This window comes from Wolbachia endosymbiont of Onchocerca volvulus str. Cameroon, assembly GCF_000530755.1.
GTDB lineage: Bacteria > Pseudomonadota > Alphaproteobacteria > Rickettsiales > Anaplasmataceae > Wolbachia.
In genome coordinates, this window is record NZ_HG810405.1 from 411,952 (window position 1) to 431,893 (window position 19,942).

Here is a 19,942-nt window from a genome sequence, read left to right on the forward strand (position 1 = left end):
TTGAAGTTTTTCTATCAAGAACTATATTGATTCCTGAATCTATAAAAGTTTTACTGACGTTCACTATTATAGCTATAGTATAACATTTCTTAAATTTTTGATAAAGTAGTTCATATGTTGCTAACACTTAATTAAGAAGAATTCTTGCTTATTTAAAGAAAGAATTTCAATTGTACTCGAATTGACTTAACTTATAATAAATGACAAAAAATTGCATGCTATATAACAATCGCAAAGGAAATGGATAAATCACAATTAATTAAGGAGGTATTTGATTCCGTAGCAGGTCACTACGACATTATGAATGATATAATGAGCTTTGGGATACATAGGCTATGGAAGAACAAGATGATAAATATTACGCATTTTACAAAAGACTCTAAGGTTTTGGACATTGCTGGAGGAACCGGCGATATAGCAATAAGAATAGCAAGGAGAGAACCAAGCATTCAAGTTACAGTATGCGATATAAATCAAAACATGCTAAGCAGGGGAATTGATAAAGCTATAAATTCAAACCAACTTAATTTCAATTGGGTGTGCGCAAATGCAGAAAATTTGCCATTTGAAGACTCTACATTTGATTATTGTACAATAGCTTTCGGTATTCGAAACGTTTCTGATCGCAAAAAGGCTTTAAGTGAGGCGTATAGAGTATTGAAACTAAATGGGAAATTCATCTGCTTAGAGTTTGCTCCTATGCATTACCAAAATGAGGTATTTACTAAATTCTATAACTTATATTCATTTAAAGTAATTCCCAAAATCGGCAGCATAGTTGCTAAAGATAAAAACTCTTATAAATATTTAGTAAGAAGCATTAGAGAGTTTCCAACTCAGGCTGAGTTTCAAATGGAAATTGAAGAGATAGGCTTTCATAATGTTGAATTTCATGATATGAGCTATGGAATAGTAACATTACATATTGGAACAAAATGAACATCAAACCCTAGTATAGAGTACTAAACATTATTTCGTTATTTTAGTAAGTTTCTTCTTCACTCAACAAGTTTTACAATTACACAGCGTCTTTTTTCTTTGTCACAAGAATTATTTTATATAATATTATATTACTTATGTAATTCTATTGTTGATTACTTTAGTAACATTAGTAACATTCTCTTTTATCAATATAAAAAATATACTTAATCTTTTATTTATAAATAAGTTAATATTTTTTATTTTAATGGTGGCTGCAATAATACTTAGCATGGGAAAAAAGGTGCAAACGATCGATTTTCGCATTATTACTTTTGCAGCCTAATTTAGTATATCCATGCTTTCAACGTATTCTTTTATTGGTCAAATGTTCATAGTGAATACCGCTTCTGTACTTTCCGTGTATAGCAGAAATAGTTATGCTGGAATCACGACAGTTACTTGTTCTTTACACATGAACAAAAAATTTGCAATTTTCTTTTTTTTGTGCAGCACAACACTTTTCAAGTCATGAGATTATTAAAAATATTCAAAGTAGGTTAACTAATTGGAGATGTACTAAATAAAAAAGTAGCACAAAAACCTTTAGTGTTGTTTAGTACCATTACCGCTCTTTTGCTTTATGTTTTACGTATATAGAGTAAATTATTTAACTTATTGACGATTTTTGATATTTCAATTCAATTTATTACACAATTTATAAATAAACATAGGAGTGACGTTGAGCATTTCTCACACTATCGGCATAACTCTATCATTGCTTAGTTATGCGGTTCCTCTCCTTTATCTTCTAGTATTGCCATTGACATAATATTGCCTTTTAAATTCAAATTAGAAACTATTAGTTGAGTAACAGTTAGTAACTCAATTGCTTAGGTGATATAAAAATGAGTAGTTAACCAAAAAGATCACAGAGACATTAGATTATTCCTTCTTGGAGTTGCTTTACCTCAACTTTAGGGAATCTTTAGTTATTTGAGAAATAACTTCACTAGGAGTACTAGTTGAATAGATTTTTTGCACTTCGATTTTTTTCTTTTTTATCTTTATCTCCTTCTTTTTTAGTAGCATCATCAAGTTCTTGAGCAAGAGTAAATTCTATTTTCATCATAAATCCGCTTCACTTTGTGTTCCTAGGCAATAAATTCTTTTTTGACTAATTGAGTCTATTTGCTTTTTACATGATCTTTTAATCATTAAACAACTTCTTAATGATCTTTCCTCCTAATTTTTCTTTACTTGTTTCGTTAGCGTACCCAAGAAAATACATCCACTTCTCAGCTGTATTTGAGAGTTGATTTTTCTTCGTTTTCAAAAATTTTGGTAATTATAAATACAAAATAAAAATCCTTCTAATCATGTTCATTGATATTCTTTTATCTTGGATAGTATGTCTTGATTTGTACTCAGCTTTATCAGGAAATAGCATGCCTATTCTGTACAAATATTCAACCTTCTTTATATTTGAGTCCTCTATGAAGCACTATAAACTAACTTATCGCCATTTTAGTAAGGTTGTTCTGATCTCGCAAACTATATCTTTTTCCTCTTTTTCCTGAAACTAAAATCCATATACTTAATTTTAGAAACTTTGAAATAAAATGCGATCCGGTATTAGGCAATTATTTTACTATATAAAACCTAATCTACATTATTTTATTATAGCTTTTATTGCAGTTCTATCTTCCTCTTTAATGATTCTCCTTTTTGGTAGAGGTTTGAGTAGCATAATTGACTCTAGTGCAGGGCATAATTTTGCTATTAAATTAGTAGTGACTATATTTATAGTTTTAGCCATCTCTCTTGCTGCATTTGTTAAACTGTATTTTATGGGAATTGGTAGTGAGAAAGTTATTGCGAGAATTAGATATGACTTATATAGCAATATTACTGATTTACAACCAAGTTTTTTTGAGAATACTGGCGTACAAGATGTTATCTCAGCGTTAATTACTGATACCTCTGTGCTACAATCAATAATAAATAGCAGCTTACTCACCATATTGCGAAATTTTGTAATACTGATTGGCAGTATTACCATGTTATTATATACAAATCTACACTTAACCACGTATACAGCCGCAATAGTACCAATATTATTGATCATTATGACATCACTTGGAAAAAAGGTGCGCAGTTATGCACGTTTTGCTCAGAGTAAACTGAGTGAACTTGCATCATTTAGTGAGGAAAATTTCAGATCTATAGCAACTATTAAATCATTCGTGTTGGAAGGAAATGAGAAAGCACGTTTTAAGGAGTACCTAAACTTAGTATCGAAATCATACGTAAGGTTAGTGCTCTTACGTGCTATTTTAGTAACTTTGATTATCTCATGTGTAATAGGTTCGTTAGTTGTTTTGCTCTTTTTTGGTATCAAGGAGGTCTTAAGCAGTAATATGACTATTGGAGAGCTTTCCTCATTTGTGTTCTATTCAGCGCTTGCAGCAGGAGCTGTAAATAATTTGAGTGATAATATCAGTGATTTACAACGAGGTCTTGGGGTGGTAGAGCGTTTACTTGAACTCAAAGATATGAAAAGCTCTATAGTGGATGCTAGCAACCCTATAAAAATTCATAGTGTTCAAAAAGAAATTGCATTTAATGATGTAACGTTTTTTTATGAATCTCAGCTTGATAGACCAGCATTAAACAATGTGTCCTTTTCTATAAAGGTAGGTCAATCTGTCTCAATTGTTGGACCATCTGGTAGTGGTAAAAGTACTATTTTAAAACTTCTGCTTCGCTTTCATGATCCAAACAAAGGCAGCATTACCATTGATGGGCACAACATTAAGTTAATCGCATTAAGTAACCTTAGATTGTTATTTGGTTTAGTACCACAAGATCATACGATATTTTCCTGCTCAATAATGGAAAATATACTATACGGTAAACCAGGTGCTAAGTATGAGGAAGTGAGACAAGCAGCTATCAGTGCTTATGCGATGGAGTTTATTGATAAGTTACCTAATAAATTCGATACATTTGTAGGGAAAAGAGGATTAAAGCTCTCTGAAGGGCAAAAACAACGTATTATAATAGCAAGAGCTATACTCAAAAATCCTCAGATTTTAATATTGGATGAGGCAACTTCCGCTCTTGACTATAAAAGTGAGAACCTTGTGCAAAAAGCACTGAATGAATTAATGCAAAACAGAACAACGATTATGATTACACACAGGCTGTCATCTATACTCAAAACCGATAAGATCGTAGTAATTAATCATGGAGAAATAGAAGAAGTAGGAACTCACGATTCCCTTATAAATAAGAATGGACTGTATGCAAAATTAGCGAAAATATAGCGGATATAGTTTACTGAAATATAATATAAATTTAAAAAATTTAAATCATACTGTTACAAGTCAGATTGACACCCTAAATTTAGGGTTAATTCTTAAATATTTTAACTTACAATAAACCAACATTCCTTTTTAAGGATTACTATGATTTACGCTCATGTTTTTTACCATGCCAACAATATGTAATTGCCTATTATCAGCACTAATTTTATCAATGTACACTTTTTATATGTCTACATATATACTTTATGTTGTTAATTTGTATTATAGTCACTTTAACTCATGTTATTACCTGCTTAACGTAAAGCAAAATCATCGTAATGCACTAGCTCTATTTATTAGAAAATTATTTAAAATAATTTATATATGTACATAGTATTGCTTTAAGCGTAGCCTTATGTCTTTCTGAGAGCATATGGGCATTATTTAAACAAATACTACGCACTTTACACTTTGCTTAATAAAGAAAGTTCATAAGCAAATAGCTTACTACTTATTACCTACATAGCAGTTTTATACTATCAATAACACAACTAATTTAACTATATCTATAGCTCTCTTTTGAAATTTTATCATCTTTTGATCGTAGTAAAACCTCTGAACTCTAATAATTTTGTGTAATAGCTGCTTACCCATACACAGCATAATAAATCTGCCAGCCATAGAAGTAAGTTTGTTAAGCATAGTTATTTTAATTGCATTACTATTGAAGTTGTATTTTAAAATGCATTATAGATTCAGGATTCAAGATATGCTAATTTTAATCTCTATATTATAAAATAACTGATCAATTTTACCTTATAATAATCTAATAGTTATTTTAAAAAGGATCTTTATAGCTTGTTATTCTCAATTTCATAACTACACAATGTCTATTTTCATAATATAGATGAACCTTATTTCTCAGATTGTAAACCCGTGATACATATCTGATAAATTTGATAACAGGATCTATTAAAATAAGACCTTCATAACTGAATAAAAATTTTCCTATAGGCAATGATTACTGTATTTCTAAGTTTCTCGAGCGTCGCTATATTTCATCTTTTAAGTATTATTACAATTTATGTTCTAATAATGTAGCATATTGTCATATTCATAAATCTAGTACATAGTGGTGCTGAAATATACTAGCATATTGGACTGGAAGTTAAAAAAACAGAACTAGAGCAACAGAAATTGCAGAAACTAAAATAGTACAAGATCATGCAGAGGCTGTTTCTACTGCTGGAATAGTTCAAAGATAATAGAACTTTATAAGCTAATTTATAGCGAAGGTGATGAAAGATATAAAAGATGTGTAGATGATCGAGAGTAGTGATTTAATATATTAAATATAATATAACATACATCACGTGCCTGTGTCGTTGGCTTATAATCTTGATAGCTTATTTGATTGTGTGACTTTTCTTTCCTTTTTTACTATACTATTAATCTGAAATAATGTCAAGTTTTATATTTTTGTAGTGGGCTGGGAAAGTAAAATGCAATTCCTGTATATGAATATCTATGTTACAGTGGTTACTACAACTGCATGTTATTATACCTATGATTCTAGAAATACAGTAGTTAATGCTTTATGGTTGGAAAGGTAGGTTGCTTATAGTAAAAATTAGAGGTCATATAAAACTCTTTGATTTATATAAGCCTGTACTAATATATATGACCAAGGTTACGATGTTTTTAATTGTTATTATAGATATAAAAGGCTATTTAAACTCAATAAACTTGTGTAAAAGAGAGGGTAAAGAGGGTTAACTTTATAATCTACAGGATTTATAACTTTTTGATTGATGAACATTTTTAAACGAATTTCCTCGCTAATTCTTAGTAAATTAGATGAGTTAAAGCAAAGGAGCGTCATAAATGCTAATGTAGAAAATTTTATCTTAGAACCTCCAAGTAATAAAGCACATGGGGATGTTTATACAAATATTGCTATGGTGCTCGCAAGGTATGAAAGAAAAAATTCCGTTGAGATTGCAGAGATGTTAGCAGAAGAATTTAAGCTTTTTAATGAAATCGCAAAAATAGAAGTAGCTGGCCCTGGCTTCATTAACATGCACTTTAAAATAGAAGTATGGCACAAGCTTCTCAAGCAAATAAATGAACTTAAAACAGAGTTTGGTACTCTAAACATTGGGAATAACCAGGCCGTTAATGTTGAATTTGTATCTGCAAATCCAACTGGTCCATTACATATTGGACATGCAAGAGGAGCAGTATTCGGTGACGTTTTAGCAAATTTGTTAAAAAAAGTTGGTTATCAAGCCACTAAGGAATATTATATTAATGATGCTGGAACACAGATAGATACACTAATTCGGTCAGTATATTTGCGATATAAGGAAGCTCTTGGAGAAAAGATTAGTATTGAAAAAGGTTTATATCCAGGCGAATATTTAAAAAAAATAGGAAAAGAGCTAGCCAAAAAATATGGTAAAGGTCTTCTAGAAAAGCAAGATTATCAAATAATTAGAGATTATGCTTTAAGTTCTATCTTAGAACTCATAAAAGAAGATATGCACTTACTTGGAGTAAATCATGATATTTTTACTTCAGAATATGAGTTGCAAAAAAGTGGCAAAATTGAGGAGAGCATAAAGATATTGTCTAACAAAGGTTTAATATATGAAGGATATCTAGGAAAACCAAAGGGTAAAGAAAGTGAAAATTGGACCTCTAGAAAGGAGATGTTGTTTTGCTCAACAAAATTTGGTGATGATGTTGATCGTGCACTTAAAAAAGAAGACGGTAGCTGGACTTATTTTGCATCAGACGTAGCCTATCATTTTGATAAGATATCACGCGGCTTTAACAATATAATAGTAGAACTTGGTAGTGATCATAGTGGTTATATCAAAAGGCTTAAAGCAGTTGTTTCTGCGCTCAGTGATAATAAAGCGAAGATAGAAGTAAAACTGCATAATATTGTGAATTTCTTCGAAAACGGAAAACCTGTTAAGATGTCTAAAAGGTCAGGAAATTTTCTGACAGTAAAAGATGTAGTTGAGAAAGTTGGTAGAGATATTACCCGTTTTATGATGTTAACACAAAGAAATGACGTGGTTCTCGATTTTGATTTTGCTAAAGTGAAGGAACAGTCAAAAGGCAATCCTATTTTTTATGTGCAATATGCATATGCCCGTGCTCATTCGTTGATGCGTAACGCTCCAAAAGGACTTCCAAATGCAGATACTTCACTTTTAAAGACCGATGGAGAACTATTACTTATAAAAATCTTAGCAAAGTGGCCAAGTGTGGTAGAAATAGCGGCAAGGCTTTATGAGCCACACAGAATTACTTTTTACTTACTTGAAGTTGCAGAAGCATTCCATACTTTATGGGGATATGGTAAAAACGACTTGAGCATGCGGTTTATACTAAAAGATAATTTAGATCTTACTGCTGCAAGGATATTCCTTGTCCGGGCCTTAGCACATATCATTGCTTCTGGGCTTTCTGTTTTTAACATAGAGCCATTAGAAGAGATGAAATAAGTAAAAAGATATGGAAATAAGAGAAACTCCAATCTTCCTGTACATTAAGTTACAGTAGCATAACCCTTTTCTTTCCTGCTGTTGATAATTATTTCTCCTATTGTTACTACTGCTAAAATAAAGCAGTAATGTACCTGTGTTGATAAGGAAATAGGAGATACAGAGGCTATGCTACCCGCTAGCAATAGTTGGGACCCGTAAGGTAAAATGCCTTTTGTAGAACAAGCAAAAACATCTAATAAGTATGCACTACGGTATGGTGCAATATTATGCTTTTTTGCAAGTCTTTTTGCAATGCTACCACTTAGTAGAATAGCAATAGTATTATTAGCAACTAAAATAGTAAACATAGATGCTATTCCTGCTATTAAAAATTCAGCTTTAGTTTTTGTAATACTGCTTTCATCGATGAGTTTATGTAATGTTTTTTGACCTTGTTTATACATTATATTGCTCAATCCACCAATAAATAGGGCAAACATTACTATCTCATTTACTTTTTTGAATCCCCTATATATGTCATTAGAGAATTGAATAATAGAATAGTCAGAAAAAGCTATTCCTAGTATACCGGCAATAATTATGTTTACAGTTATTGTTACTAGTGTAGTGACTTCAAATAGGGCCATGACTATTAAAGAAATATAGGGAATAACCTTTATTATCGATAAATAATCTAAATTTGATATAGTAACAATTCTTGTACTACCTGCAGTTATTACTAGGTAGATAAGTGTTATAATGCTTGCAATAAACGCTACTTTAGAGTTCACTTGAAATTTATCTTTTATTGTAGCGTCTTGTGAAGAAACAGATGCAATAGTGGTGTCAGATATCATTGAGAGGTTGTCACCAAATACGGCACCTCCAACTACAGTTGCAGTTCCTATTTCGAGATCAAAAGCTCCACTTTTTGCTAAGTTAACAGCAATTGGCACCATCAGTGCAACAACTCCCATGGATGTGCCAATTGCAGTTGAAATAAAAGCAGAAGCCAAGAATAGTCCAGGTAATAATAACCTTGCTGGAAGAAAGTTGAGAATCAGATTGGCAACAGTGTCTGCGCTACCAATTGATTGACTAACAGAAGAAAATGCTCCTGAAAACAAGAAAATTAAGCACATAGTAAGGGTGTTTTTGTTACCCATGCCTTCGATGACGGTATCGATGTTATGTTGAATTTTATCTGTTTTACGTGAGATAGCAAAAAATAGTGCTGGCAGTAAACAAACTACCGGAGAAATCTGACGAAGTGGATTATCAGTTCCGATAAAGAAAAAATAAATGCCACTTCCAAGATGGAAGATTAAAAAAATAAATAAAGGGATAAAAGCAATCATTCTATTACAATTGAAAGTTTAAACTATAACTAATTAAATAATTTTAAGCAAGTCTGGTTTCACTACTTCTGTAGAAAGTTGATAGTGGAGTTTTGAAATTTTATATTTAATTTACTTAAGTAACACGAAAGTAGCTGTCCTTATGCTAATTCTAATAAAATTGTATAAAAATCTGATCTCAATGCTTGCTAATTGGATAATATTAGGAAGGAATATTAGAATGAAAACGACAATTGACATTTTATTGGATGTTTATTACAAATAATGAAATGTCTCAAAGTATTACAACCATATCAATAGAAGATAATAATATTAGGCTGGATAGATATATAAGAAGAATTTTCCCAGACCTGAGACAGTCTACAATTGAGAAATCTTTAAGAAGAAGGTTGATCGAAGTTGACGCTTGTAAAGCGAAATCAAGTGATAGAGTGTACTATGGACAAACTATAACAATAAAATACTTAAATTATATTAAAAATGCTAATTCTGACCGCAGATATAATCAAGAGTTAGTGAATATATTGAAAGATAATATTTTATATGAAGATAAATATATACTAGCTGTAAATAAACCTACAGGAGTAATTGTTCAAGGTGGTATAAAGGGAAAAGTCAGCATTAGTGATTTACTTGACCGAATCAGAGAAGGAAAAATATTTAAGATTGTCCATAGGTTAGATAAAGATACAAGCGGAGTGATAATATTTGCGCACAATGCTAATGTTGCCAGGTACCTTATGGAGGAGTTTAAAGAGCAAAGAGTAAAAAAAACTTATTTAGCATTAACTTCCGGCATGCCAAGTAAAAATAAAGGAGTAATAGATTATCCATTGATAAAAAAGTGTATTTCAGGTCAAGAAAAAGTGGTTGTTGACAAATATTCACCTCAGAGTGCCACTACACACTTTTCGGTCATAGCGAGGTTAGAACAAAATGTTGCTTACGTAAAACTGCAACCAATTACCGGCAGGACTCATCAGTTAAGGGCACATCTAGCCTATATAAACTGTCCTATTCTTGGTGATGGTAAATACGGTGGTAAAAAAGCTTTTGTTAATGGAATAGCAAATAAAATTCATCTCCATTCGTATTCTTTATCTTTTAAATTGCCAAGTAACAAAGAGATCACTATCATTGCTCCTCTCCCTGAGAACTTTAAAAAGTCCATTGAGGTGTTGTACCTCCCCTCTTAAGGGGTGATTACGAGATAGTTGCCTTTTAAAAAGGAAAAAACATACAGATATAAGCACTCCCCCCTGTTTTCTAATCTAGACTAGAAATGTGACTGATCTTTTATATGATGAACACTCAATAAATAATGATCAAGAAAAATACAGTAGACATGGAACAGAAATAATGAAAAGCTCTACAGGAGAAATAAGTTTCAGGCTATAAAATAGCTTTAGCATGGTAATAGTAAAGTTCTTTAAAACCTTATTAAGCAATTTTTTTGCGTTTTACTAATAGCTAGTATTCAATAGATTTGTAAACGTCAGTACATAACTCATCAATGCTTGGTTCTTTGCTATTTTTGGCAAAGTCCTCCGATTTTTTTACTAAATCACGTATTTCCTTATCGATTGTCTTGCATTCTTCCTCTGAAGCAACCTTATTATCTATCATGTATTTTTTTAAAGTGCTTATGGGGTCACGATTTTGCTTCATATCTTCAACTTTTTCTTTCGAACGATAAGTAGCAGGATCCGACATTGAATGGCCACGATATCGATACGTCTTCATTTCAAGCAGAATAGGACCTTTACCGCAACGAACGTGCTTAGCTGCTTCAGCTGTTGCTTCATAAACAGAAAAGCAATCCATTCCATCAATCTGCTTTCCAGGAATACCGAAACTCTCTCCTCTTTTATATAACTCAGTTACTAGAGTTGATCTCTGAACGGAGGTTCCCATTGCGTATCCGTTGTTCTCTATAATATAAATCACTGGCAATTGCCACAGAGATGCCATATTAAACGATTCATATACTTGTCCCTGATTTGCAGCACCGTCACCAAAATATGTAAATACTACGTTGTCTTTTTTCTTATATTTATTAGCAAAGGCTATTCCTGTACCAATTGGAACTTGTGCACCAACTATTCCATGTCCACCAAAGAATTTTCTTTCAATATCAAATATATGCATTGAACCACCTTTACCTTTTGAGCACCCCGTTTCTTTACCAATTAGTTCTGCCATTATAATATTCGGATCAGAATCACATGCAAGCATTAACCCGTGATCTCTATAACTTGTGATAAAAGCATCGCCAGGATTTGATGCAGCGTGAGTTCCAACTACAACTGCCTCCTGCCCTATCGATAGGTGACAAAATCCACCTATTAATCCCATTCCATATAATTGTCCTGTTTTTTCCTCAAATCTGCGCACTAGTAACATTTTTCTGTAAAATCCAATTACCTGTTCTTTAGTGAGATTTTTTGCTTTCATATCGATTTCTTTTTTATTAAACTCAGATAATATCAGAAATTTCTAACATTTTATAATGGATTATTACCGTTGGCTCGAAGCTTTTCATGTTATTTCTGTCATTATGTGGATGGCAGGTATGCTCTACTTGCCTAGGCTTTATGTCTATCATGCAGCTGTAAAGCTAGGATCAGAAAACGATAGCTTACTTCAAACAATGGAAAAAAGGCTACTTAAATATATTGTGAACCCTGCAATGCTTTTTTCGCTCGGTTTTGGTGTTACACTAATGATGATAAGAGAGGCCTACTACGAGGGATGGTTTCATGTAAAAGTATTAGCATTATTCTTTATGTTTGCTATTCATGTGCTACTTGCAAAACATAGGAAAAATTTTGCAATGGGTTTAAATAAGAAAGCTCATGTTTATTTTCGTGTCCTAAATGAGGTAATCACAGTACTAATAATAGTTATAATTATTGCAGTGATTGTGAAACCGTTTCGCTAGCCTTTATTCAAGAAACGGTTATTTAAGAGTCTTATTGACATTTTTTAATATCTGTGATAAAATGTATAGTGTTCAAGGGTTTAAAGTAAAAACTTATGAGTAGTGAAGTTCAAGGTCCAAACATTGCAGAGTGGCAAGCTCAACAACAACACCAAGAATATCAAGGAGGAAAGAGTGGTTTTGGTCTTGGTCATAGTGACTCTGTTGCTACGATTGTAGATGGAATGAAATGGCTGTTCAGCTTTCATGAAGGAGCAATTACTTCCTACAATAACGTATTTGAAGGTTTGATAAGTGGTAGTAGTTTGGTAACATTGTTTGGAAAATCAGGTAATATGTTTGACATAAAATTTCTTGAAGGTCTTGCAGAACATTTTTCAGGTGGAGGAGGAGATGGTGAAGGTATAACATTAGAAGAAACGGATATGGGTTATAGTAATAAAGGTTCTCACCTAGATGATTACTCTAACTCTAGCAGCGAAATAGCTCATAGCGCTGATGGTTTACATGGTATACATAATTCAGGTGATTATCATGATTGTTCTTTTTCACCTTCTCCTTCACCTTCTGTTGATGATGACCATGGATATGAGCTTAGTGTCTAAGAATTGGTTAAATAACAGTTGAGGAGTAATATTTTTCTTTAATTTATCATAATTGACACGAATTAGTTTTAGTGAAAAAGGTTTCAATTTTAGGATCAAGAGGAAGTATCGAGAAAAAACTGTAGATTTATTACTGAAGAAAAGGAGAAAATATCAGGTAAGAAGTACTCAGTACCTACTCGAGTTTCGCTTTGCTAGTAAATTAAGCAAAATTGAGGCGCAAAATATGTAACGTAACTATCTCTGATGAAAGGTTTTATAAAGGTTTAAAAGAAAGTTTGCTTGGTACAAGATGTTAAATTAAAGGTCTAAAGCAAATGTTGCTTCTTTGGCTATTGATCTCTCAGTTAATGTAATAGTTATAGAAAGTGGCACTAAAGTCATTGGCATTAGCAAATAAAGAAAGTATTGTTTACAGTAGGAAATTACTACTTAAGAAAGCTAAAGAAAAAAATATATAATAATTTACTATTGATTCTGAACACAATACAATTTTTAAAGTTTTGCAAAATGATGACAAATGCATAGAGAAGATTATGCTTGCTGCTTCTTGCAGGGCATTCTTAAATTATAGCTTTGAGCAATTAAGAATTGTTATAGTAGATTAAGCATTAAATCGTTCTATTTGGAGCATGGGAAAGTCTCGCCAAATAAAGTTGAAGCAATAGTACACCCTGAATCGGTAATACATGGAGTTGTAGTTTATAAAGATGATTTCAACTTTACTGTACTTGCGAAAACTGATATGGTAGTTCCTATTTATAGGTTCTGTCTTGGCCAGAAAGATCAGCTTTAAGTTATAACTTAGTTTAACAAAGCAAAAGAAATTGACCTTTTAAGAGCCTGACTACAAATGCTTTCCTGCACTAAAGCTTAGCATGGGAGTATTAAATTTCTTTTTGCCACACCACAAACAGTATTGTGCTCAATGCTGCAAACAAAGTAGCTGTCAATGAATTTCTGAAATCATGCGTTGATTTTTCTGGGGATAGTGAAAGTGGTAGAGTTAACAATAGAAAATTTTGATAGCTATATTAACATCAATTCATTACTTAATATAATAAATAGATATTGACCGTGAAAGCCATGTTATTGCTAAAGGAATTATCGATGTAAAACCCTTATTATGTATAGCTAAAAATTTTAATGATCCAGAATATACTCTTTTGTTAAAGAAAACCGAGCGTTTTCAAATACTTCTTGGACGCTTCCAGATTCAACAATTTTGCCATTGTGAAAGAAAATTACACTATCAGCTAATTTTTTAGCTTGTTTCATTGAATGAGTTACCATAATTATGGTAAATCTTAATTTCAACTCTTGTATAAGATTTTCGATTGCATTGGTTGCCATTGGATCAAGTGCGGAACATGGTTCATCCATCAATAAAATGGTCGGTTTTACTGCAATTGCGCGAGCGATGCATAGCCTTTGTTGTTGACCGCCAGATAAATCTAATGCACTATCTCGTAATCTATCTTTTAACTCTTCCCATAAACCAACTTTGGTTAAACTATTTTCGACTATTTCATCTAATTTTTCCTTATTTTTTACCATGCCATGTAATTTAGGACCATAAGCAACGTTGTCATATATTGATTTTGGAAAAGGGTTTGGCTTTTGAAATACCATACCGACTTTTGCTCTGAGCAGTACAACATCCATATCACGTGAATATATATTACCTAGTCCATCGATAATCAGTCCACCAATAACTTTGCATCCTGGTACGTAATCATTCATGCGATTGAAACAACGCAAAAATGTTGATTTACCGCATCCAGATGGTCCAATAAAAGTAGTAACTTTTTTTTTACGAATATCTAGGTTTATATTGAACAAGACTTGTTTAGAGCTATACCAAAGATTTAAGTTTTTAATGGAGGCACGTATATCACTCATATTACACTCTGCATTGAATAGAGCCCTGGAGTTTTCCTCTTGTTCTCGTATAGCCATATTGCTGCTTGAATAGCGCCTTTAGCAAACGCTGTTCGATCGATTGCTTTGTGATTTAATTCTATTCGTTCATCAGAATTAATAAACATTACGCTATGATCTCCTATTACTCCACCTCCACGAGACACTGCAAAACCTATTCCACTCTTTTCTCTTATATTTGAACTATTAAGTAAATATTGATTGAACTTTAAATCTCTTTTTAGAGCGTTAGCAATCGCATTACCAAGTTCTATAGCTGTTCCAGATGGTGAACCTTTTTTTAAGCTATGATGCATTTCCCAAATCTCAGCGTCATATTTATCTCCCAAAAGCTCAGTAGCCTTTTTTACCAATTTTAGCAGCACATTAATTCCAACACTCATGTTCGCTGACCACAATATCGGGATCTCAGCAGCATACTCTTTTAAATTGATATCTTCTATTCCAGTTGTTCCACTAATCAGAGGTGTTTTGAATTTCACAGCCGCTTTAAGGCAATCTAACATACATTCTTTAGTTGTAAAATCTATTACAATATCTGATGACTCGAATACATCACTAATGGAATGTGTAATTTTGATTCCTAAAATAGAACTGTGACCTATGATTTGCCCAATATCCAAACCTATGTATTTGCTACCAAAGCGGGTAACAGCGCCTGCTATCTCTACTTTAGTATTTGTAACTAATTCACTAAGTATTTTTTTGCCCATCCTTCCTAAGCAGCCTACTACTCCAACTCTGATTTTCATAAAGCTTTTTATGTTACATTAGACCTTTTTTGAAACTTTGTCATTGTTGTAAGCTATAATCTAAATAGATCTACTTACAATTTAAAATAAGTATATATTTTATCGAAATATATGTTAAACTGCCATGCTTTTTTCGTTGTCAAATGTGTGATTTTCTTTACAAGATTAGATACATGCCTTTTTAAGGCACTATGGCTTACTTTAGTGATGTTTTCTAAATTCTTAATTATAAGACGTACATGGTGTTTACCAAGTAAAATTGACATTTTAGCTGAAAGTAGCGGCAAACAGGAATTCAATACTTTTTCATGTGCGCCTTTTTTTAAAATGAGACTTCTGCTTTTGTAGTGACCTTTAAAAGAAGGTAAGCCGTATGCTAAAGTTACATCTGCATTCTCTTTAGAGACGTTAAGTACAATGCAAAGTTGAGTAATATCCCTTGTTACTTTTAGTTATTCTCTCGAGAAAACTGTAAGTCAAGTAGACATGCCCTAATACCTCTAAAGAGGTGGATAGCTAAAAAAGTAACTGTAAAGATAACAATAATTAACAAAGGGTGTAATAATTCAAATTCTAATATTGCTAGCTGATTCAATAAATAAGTTCTTGCATCTTTATCACTGTTTCAAAAATTATGCTTAAACTTTTTTCAGGTTTGTCAAATGCCTAAATATAATTAGGAGGTTTTTTATATTCTTTATTTCTCATATAACTTTAATCTTTATATGAAAATTTATAAACCAGATATGAAATTGCTCTATAATTTTTCTGTAAATGGCATATTTCAAGATTTTGAAATACCTCTTTACATAAATGCGCATATCTAGAGCTATTTCTTGTTCACCCCGAGAACGAAATGACTATGTATCAAGTTTAGATAGTAATTAATCAACTTCACGATCTAATAGTTTTGCTCCTTCAATGTGAATAAAAAAGGACAAATACTTCTAATTGTAGTAATTTTCTTGAGTACTTATACCTTCTCTTAAGGGCTTAATTACTAACAATTACGATACCTCCTTAAACTGACCAATTTCAGTAGCTAATTTTAGCATTTCGATATTACTATGATTTTTGAAATATTAGGCATATTTGCACTTTTGTCTAGCTATATTTAATTATAGCCTATTAGTAATAGTATAAAAACGTAGAGAGTGCACTTAAAGTTAATAGGTATAAAATATTATCTTATGATAAGATTATAAGAAAAACTAGGACTTAACACCAGCTAATTTGCAGGATATGCTGAAAAATCATTCTATGATCTAAATCGTTTGTTTTACAGGTAATTTCCAAACTTATTAATTTCTCTATAAACTTCTTGAGTTCTAAAAGTTGGAAAATTTTTAGATGAGATTTAAAACTTCGTAATTGTTTAAAGAGTAACGGGGGATGCAGTTGGTTAATTGCGGCTTGTTCATTCATTCCACTTTGGATTAACAGTAAAACATTTTCAAGATGTAGGAAATAATTTGATATAATACGAATCAGTGCTATTGGTGAAAAATTTTCTTGTAATATTAATGTATCGGAAACTTTGATGAATTGTGCCATATCTCTGTTTGCTATAGCAGAGAATAGGTTATTGAGTGTAACATAACTATTGCTAGAAGTTGAAAGGCATAGTTCTATATCAGCAGGTTTAAGATCTTTTCTTTCTCCCAGATATAAAACTAATTTCTCAAGCTCTGAATATATAGGCAAATTACTATACTTAAAGTAAGATTGCAAATGATAGATTATTTCAGTTGTATATTTTATGCCATTTCGTTTCAAATAATTTAGTATTATATCGCAAGGGTTACTATTGCTGTCCTTATAGCAAGCAATGACACCAAAATTTTTTGAGCTTTCCATATAACCTTTAGTTGTAGAGTTATACGGGAGATCGCTTGCTACCATTACTACATAATGACCATTTGTATTATAATTCAACACATTCTTCAACTCTTTAGAGATTCTCCTATTTATATTTATCAGTTTAATTAATTTCTTGTTAGTAAACATCGAAATATTTACCAGCTCAGAAGATAATAAACCAGGTGATTTATCTACTATCGCAAAGTCCATTACCTGAACTGAATATTCATTTAAGCTAGCAATTACTTCTTGTGCAAAAAAATCTACTCTGTTATTATCGCTTCCATAAATTAATACACCACTTAAAGCATCAGGCTTCTCTAAGAACTTTTTAATCTTAGATGGTGTAATCCTCATATCTTTTACATGATATCATTTTTGCTTAATTAAAAAATTGTTGTATAGCATCATATGCATTACTTGCTGTATTCTGCGTGTTATCTGATTAATCTGTCTCTCTGAGAATATATTTATAATAAAATTTTTTTATAAGGGTCAGGCATGTATTTAGAAAAAGTTCTCCTTCAGTCATATTACTTACTCATAAATTAATAACTATAACCACATATATATAATAAAAATTATTTTACCATAAAGCAACTGGAATATACATCTAATAACCATTAGATAGATCATTGATAGCCTAAAACGGAATTAAGCCAATCTATTTGATATCAACCTTATAAAATAAGCAATAATTAAGTATGTAGCTGCTACAAGTATAATTGTAGGTCCTGTTAGTAAATCAAAACTTGCAGATAATATCAGGCCTGATATTCCAGAGATCACAGAGAAACCTGTTGCGGCAATAATCATCTGTACTGGAGTTTTTGAGATAAGCCTTGCAGATGAGGCTGGTATCAATAAAAATGCAGCGATGAGTAATATTCCTATTAATTGAGCAGACACTGCTATAAATATAGCAAGAGTAATTAAGAATTCTAGTCTAACCAAACTCACGTTTACTTTCTCAACTATTGCTAAATCTTGATCGATTGAAATCATTAGCCAGTAGCGCCATCTAAATGCTAATATCAGAGTAACTACTACTGAGATTAGAAAAATTAATACTATATCACTCTGTTCCAATGTTAATATATCGCCAAATAGGGAATTAATAATACTACTATTGCTAGATGGAAAAAAGGACATCAATATTAAACTTGATGATAAAACTACATTAGTAACGATATTTAATATCGTATCAACAGAATATAATCTATTAAAATTAAGGGAAAGTAGTATTGCAAAAGCAATTGCTATAAGCATTATGCTAATTGATGGACTAATTCTAAAGATCAAAGCTAGTGCAATACCAAGTAACGAAGAATGTGATAAGCTATCACCTAAATATGATAATCTTTGCCATATCATAAATGATCCTAATATACCTGTCACCGAGCTAATTATAAGTATTGCAATCAGGCTATTAATAAAGAAGCCTTGCATAAATATTTCAAACATACTACATTACTTTTAGGTAAGTAACAACAAATCTGTTTTCAGATATCAGGACATTATGTGTTCTACATGCTGCATCAGTTGTCATAAACTCAAAGTTCAAGCCCTTTTGTTCTGTAAGGTAAGACTTTACTGAAACATTTGTTGTCTTACGTGTTATACCAGTGCCTACTAATAAAATTTCTATTTCCTCTGTTAAAAAAGACATAAAATGTTTCTTACTATTTATATTACTTTCTTTAAGTTCAATCACTTTTTCAGGGAAAACTATAACCGAGCTACAATATTCTTGATTCTTTACCAAGAATTTTCCTATCTCGTAACTATATATAAAGTTTTTACTTTGAGGAATTAAAGGGATTATAATCATAAATTAAACTATTAACTGGGTACCACATACCCACCATTCTGGCTGCTTTTCTCTGATATTTGCTACAGCAGCTTTTGCATTTTTTTCACTATCAAACACTCCAAAACATGCTACACCACTACCTGACATGCGAGATAGTACAGAACCTTTTTGAGACTCTAATGCTAATATCACATCCTTAATTTCAGGTACAAGACTTACCGCTATTTCTTGAAGATCATTTCTAGTTTCTTTAAGGAGTCTTAATATATCCTTTCCAAGGTCATCGCTCCATTCAATTGGTTTAGAAAAATTTCCTTTATATTTTGAAAATACTTCTGGTGTGCTCAAAAACTTTTTTTTTGGTTTCACAAGTACTACACTTCTGGGCAAAGAAAATTTTTTTATGGGATATAACTCTTCACCAATACCTCTAACCAAAACTGGCTTACTATCTATGCTTGCAGGAACGTCAGCACCAATGCTTACAGCTATTTCGTTTAAGATTGATCTGTCAATTCGCCATAACTTTCCTAGTGTACGTATTACAGCTCCAGCATCTGAGGAACCGCTACCTAAACCTGCAGCAGTTGGCACATTTTTTACAACTTTTATAACGACTTTAGTACGTACAGGAGCATATCTGAGCAGTAAATTAATTGCTTTCATTACGGTGTTGTACCTGTTACTTATTTTGAGTTCAGAATTTATGAATTCGACTATAGAGTTATCGTATCTGAATTCCTTTTCACCTACCTTTATTTCTAAGAAATTTGAAAGATTAGCAAAAACAAGTAAGCCTTCAACTAAATGATATCCTATTTCTTTTTTTTCCATAACATGTAAAAAAAGATTAATCTTTGCAGGAGCCTTTACACAAAAACTTTTCATTTATATATCTTTTCACTAACACTACTTTTACAGTATATTTTACAATGCCATTTTAGTC

At 31.8% G+C, this 19,942-nt stretch carries 14 protein-coding genes and 1 pseudogene; 7 read left to right on the top strand and 8 right to left on the bottom strand.

What is annotated here, in order from left to right; genetic code table 11:
- The first annotated feature begins 240 nt into the window (after positions 1 to 240).
- From ubiE to argS, 3 genes are all read left to right on the top strand, one after another.
- Complete coding sequence (gene ubiE / locus WOVOC_RS01655; protein ID WP_014869176.1) at positions 241 to 939, top strand: bifunctional demethylmenaquinone methyltransferase/2-methoxy-6-polyprenyl-1,4-benzoquinol methylase UbiE; 699 nt, start codon at positions 241 to 243, stop codon at positions 937 to 939.
- Between the two features lie 1,601 nt (positions 940 to 2,540).
- Positions 2,541 to 4,247, top strand: a complete 1,707-nt coding sequence (locus WOVOC_RS01665; protein WP_025264122.1) for an ABC transporter ATP-binding protein — start codon at positions 2,541 to 2,543, stop codon at positions 4,245 to 4,247.
- 1,790 nt (positions 4,248 to 6,037) lie between these two features.
- Positions 6,038 to 7,744 carry an arginine--tRNA ligase gene (gene argS / locus WOVOC_RS01680; protein WP_025264124.1) on the top strand — a complete coding sequence of 569 codons (1,707 nt, stop codon included), beginning with the start codon at positions 6,038 to 6,040 and terminating at the stop codon, positions 7,742 to 7,744.
- 44 nt (positions 7,745 to 7,788) lie between these two features.
- Here the strand turns inward: argS and WOVOC_RS01685 are convergent, their stop codons facing one another.
- Positions 7,789 to 9,084, bottom strand: a complete 1,296-nt coding sequence (locus WOVOC_RS01685) for a Na+/H+ antiporter NhaC family protein (protein ID WP_025264125.1) — start codon at positions 9,082 to 9,084, stop codon at positions 7,789 to 7,791.
- A 269-nt stretch (positions 9,085 to 9,353) separates the two neighbouring features.
- Between WOVOC_RS01685 and WOVOC_RS01690 the strand changes: the two genes are divergently transcribed.
- A complete protein-coding gene (locus WOVOC_RS01690) occupies positions 9,354 to 10,280 on the top strand; it encodes an RluA family pseudouridine synthase (RefSeq protein ID WP_025264126.1) in 927 nt (308 codons plus the stop codon).
- Positions 10,281 to 10,554: 274 nt separating this feature from the next.
- Here WOVOC_RS01690 and pdhA read toward each other — a convergent pair whose 3' ends face one another.
- Positions 10,555 to 11,538 (bottom strand): pyruvate dehydrogenase (acetyl-transferring) E1 component subunit alpha, encoded by a 984-nt coding sequence (gene pdhA, locus WOVOC_RS01695; protein ID WP_025264127.1) that lies wholly within the window; start codon positions 11,536 to 11,538, stop codon positions 10,555 to 10,557.
- 55 nt (positions 11,539 to 11,593) lie between these two features.
- Between pdhA and hemJ the strand changes: the two genes are divergently transcribed.
- The 3 genes and pseudogenes from hemJ to WOVOC_RS04170 form a co-directional block, all read left to right on the top strand.
- Complete coding sequence (hemJ, locus tag WOVOC_RS01700) at positions 11,594 to 12,025, top strand: protoporphyrinogen oxidase HemJ (protein WP_014869184.1); 432 nt, start codon at positions 11,594 to 11,596, stop codon at positions 12,023 to 12,025.
- A gap of 95 nt (positions 12,026 to 12,120) precedes the next feature.
- Complete coding sequence (locus WOVOC_RS01705; RefSeq protein WP_025264128.1) at positions 12,121 to 12,630, top strand: hypothetical protein; 510 nt, start codon at positions 12,121 to 12,123, stop codon at positions 12,628 to 12,630.
- A gap of 71 nt (positions 12,631 to 12,701) precedes the next feature.
- A pseudogene (locus WOVOC_RS04170) lies at positions 12,702 to 13,766 on the top strand (1-deoxy-D-xylulose-5-phosphate reductoisomerase); the annotation flags it as partial.
- Positions 13,767 to 13,773: 7 nt separating this feature from the next.
- Here WOVOC_RS04170 and pstB read toward each other — a convergent pair.
- From pstB to WOVOC_RS01740, 6 genes are all read right to left on the bottom strand, one after another.
- Positions 13,774 to 14,532 carry a phosphate ABC transporter ATP-binding protein PstB gene (gene pstB / locus WOVOC_RS01715; protein ID WP_025264129.1) on the bottom strand — a complete coding sequence of 253 codons (759 nt, stop codon included), beginning with the start codon at positions 14,530 to 14,532 and terminating at the stop codon, positions 13,774 to 13,776.
- Positions 14,529 to 15,323, bottom strand: a complete 795-nt coding sequence (gene dapB, locus WOVOC_RS01720) for a 4-hydroxy-tetrahydrodipicolinate reductase (protein ID WP_014869187.1) — start codon at positions 15,321 to 15,323, stop codon at positions 14,529 to 14,531. Before dapB ends, pstB begins: the two co-directional genes overlap by 4 nt.
- Positions 15,324 to 16,541: 1,218 nt before the next feature.
- The gene (gene holA / locus WOVOC_RS01725) at positions 16,542 to 17,540 is read right to left on the bottom strand and encodes a DNA polymerase III subunit delta (RefSeq protein WP_025264130.1); all 999 of its coding nucleotides are present in this window, start codon (positions 17,538 to 17,540) and stop codon (positions 16,542 to 16,544) included.
- A gap of 297 nt (positions 17,541 to 17,837) precedes the next feature.
- A complete protein-coding gene (locus WOVOC_RS01730; RefSeq protein WP_025264131.1) occupies positions 17,838 to 18,647 on the bottom strand; it encodes a metal ABC transporter permease in 810 nt (269 codons plus the stop codon).
- A gap of 1 nt (position 18,648) precedes the next feature.
- Positions 18,649 to 19,014 (bottom strand): Mth938-like domain-containing protein, encoded by a 366-nt coding sequence (locus WOVOC_RS01735; protein ID WP_029784312.1) that lies wholly within the window; start codon positions 19,012 to 19,014, stop codon positions 18,649 to 18,651.
- Between the two features lie 3 nt (positions 19,015 to 19,017).
- Complete coding sequence (locus WOVOC_RS01740; protein WP_025264133.1) at positions 19,018 to 19,884, bottom strand: 4-(cytidine 5'-diphospho)-2-C-methyl-D-erythritol kinase; 867 nt, start codon at positions 19,882 to 19,884, stop codon at positions 19,018 to 19,020.
- Between the last annotated feature and the right edge of the window lie 58 nt (positions 19,885 to 19,942).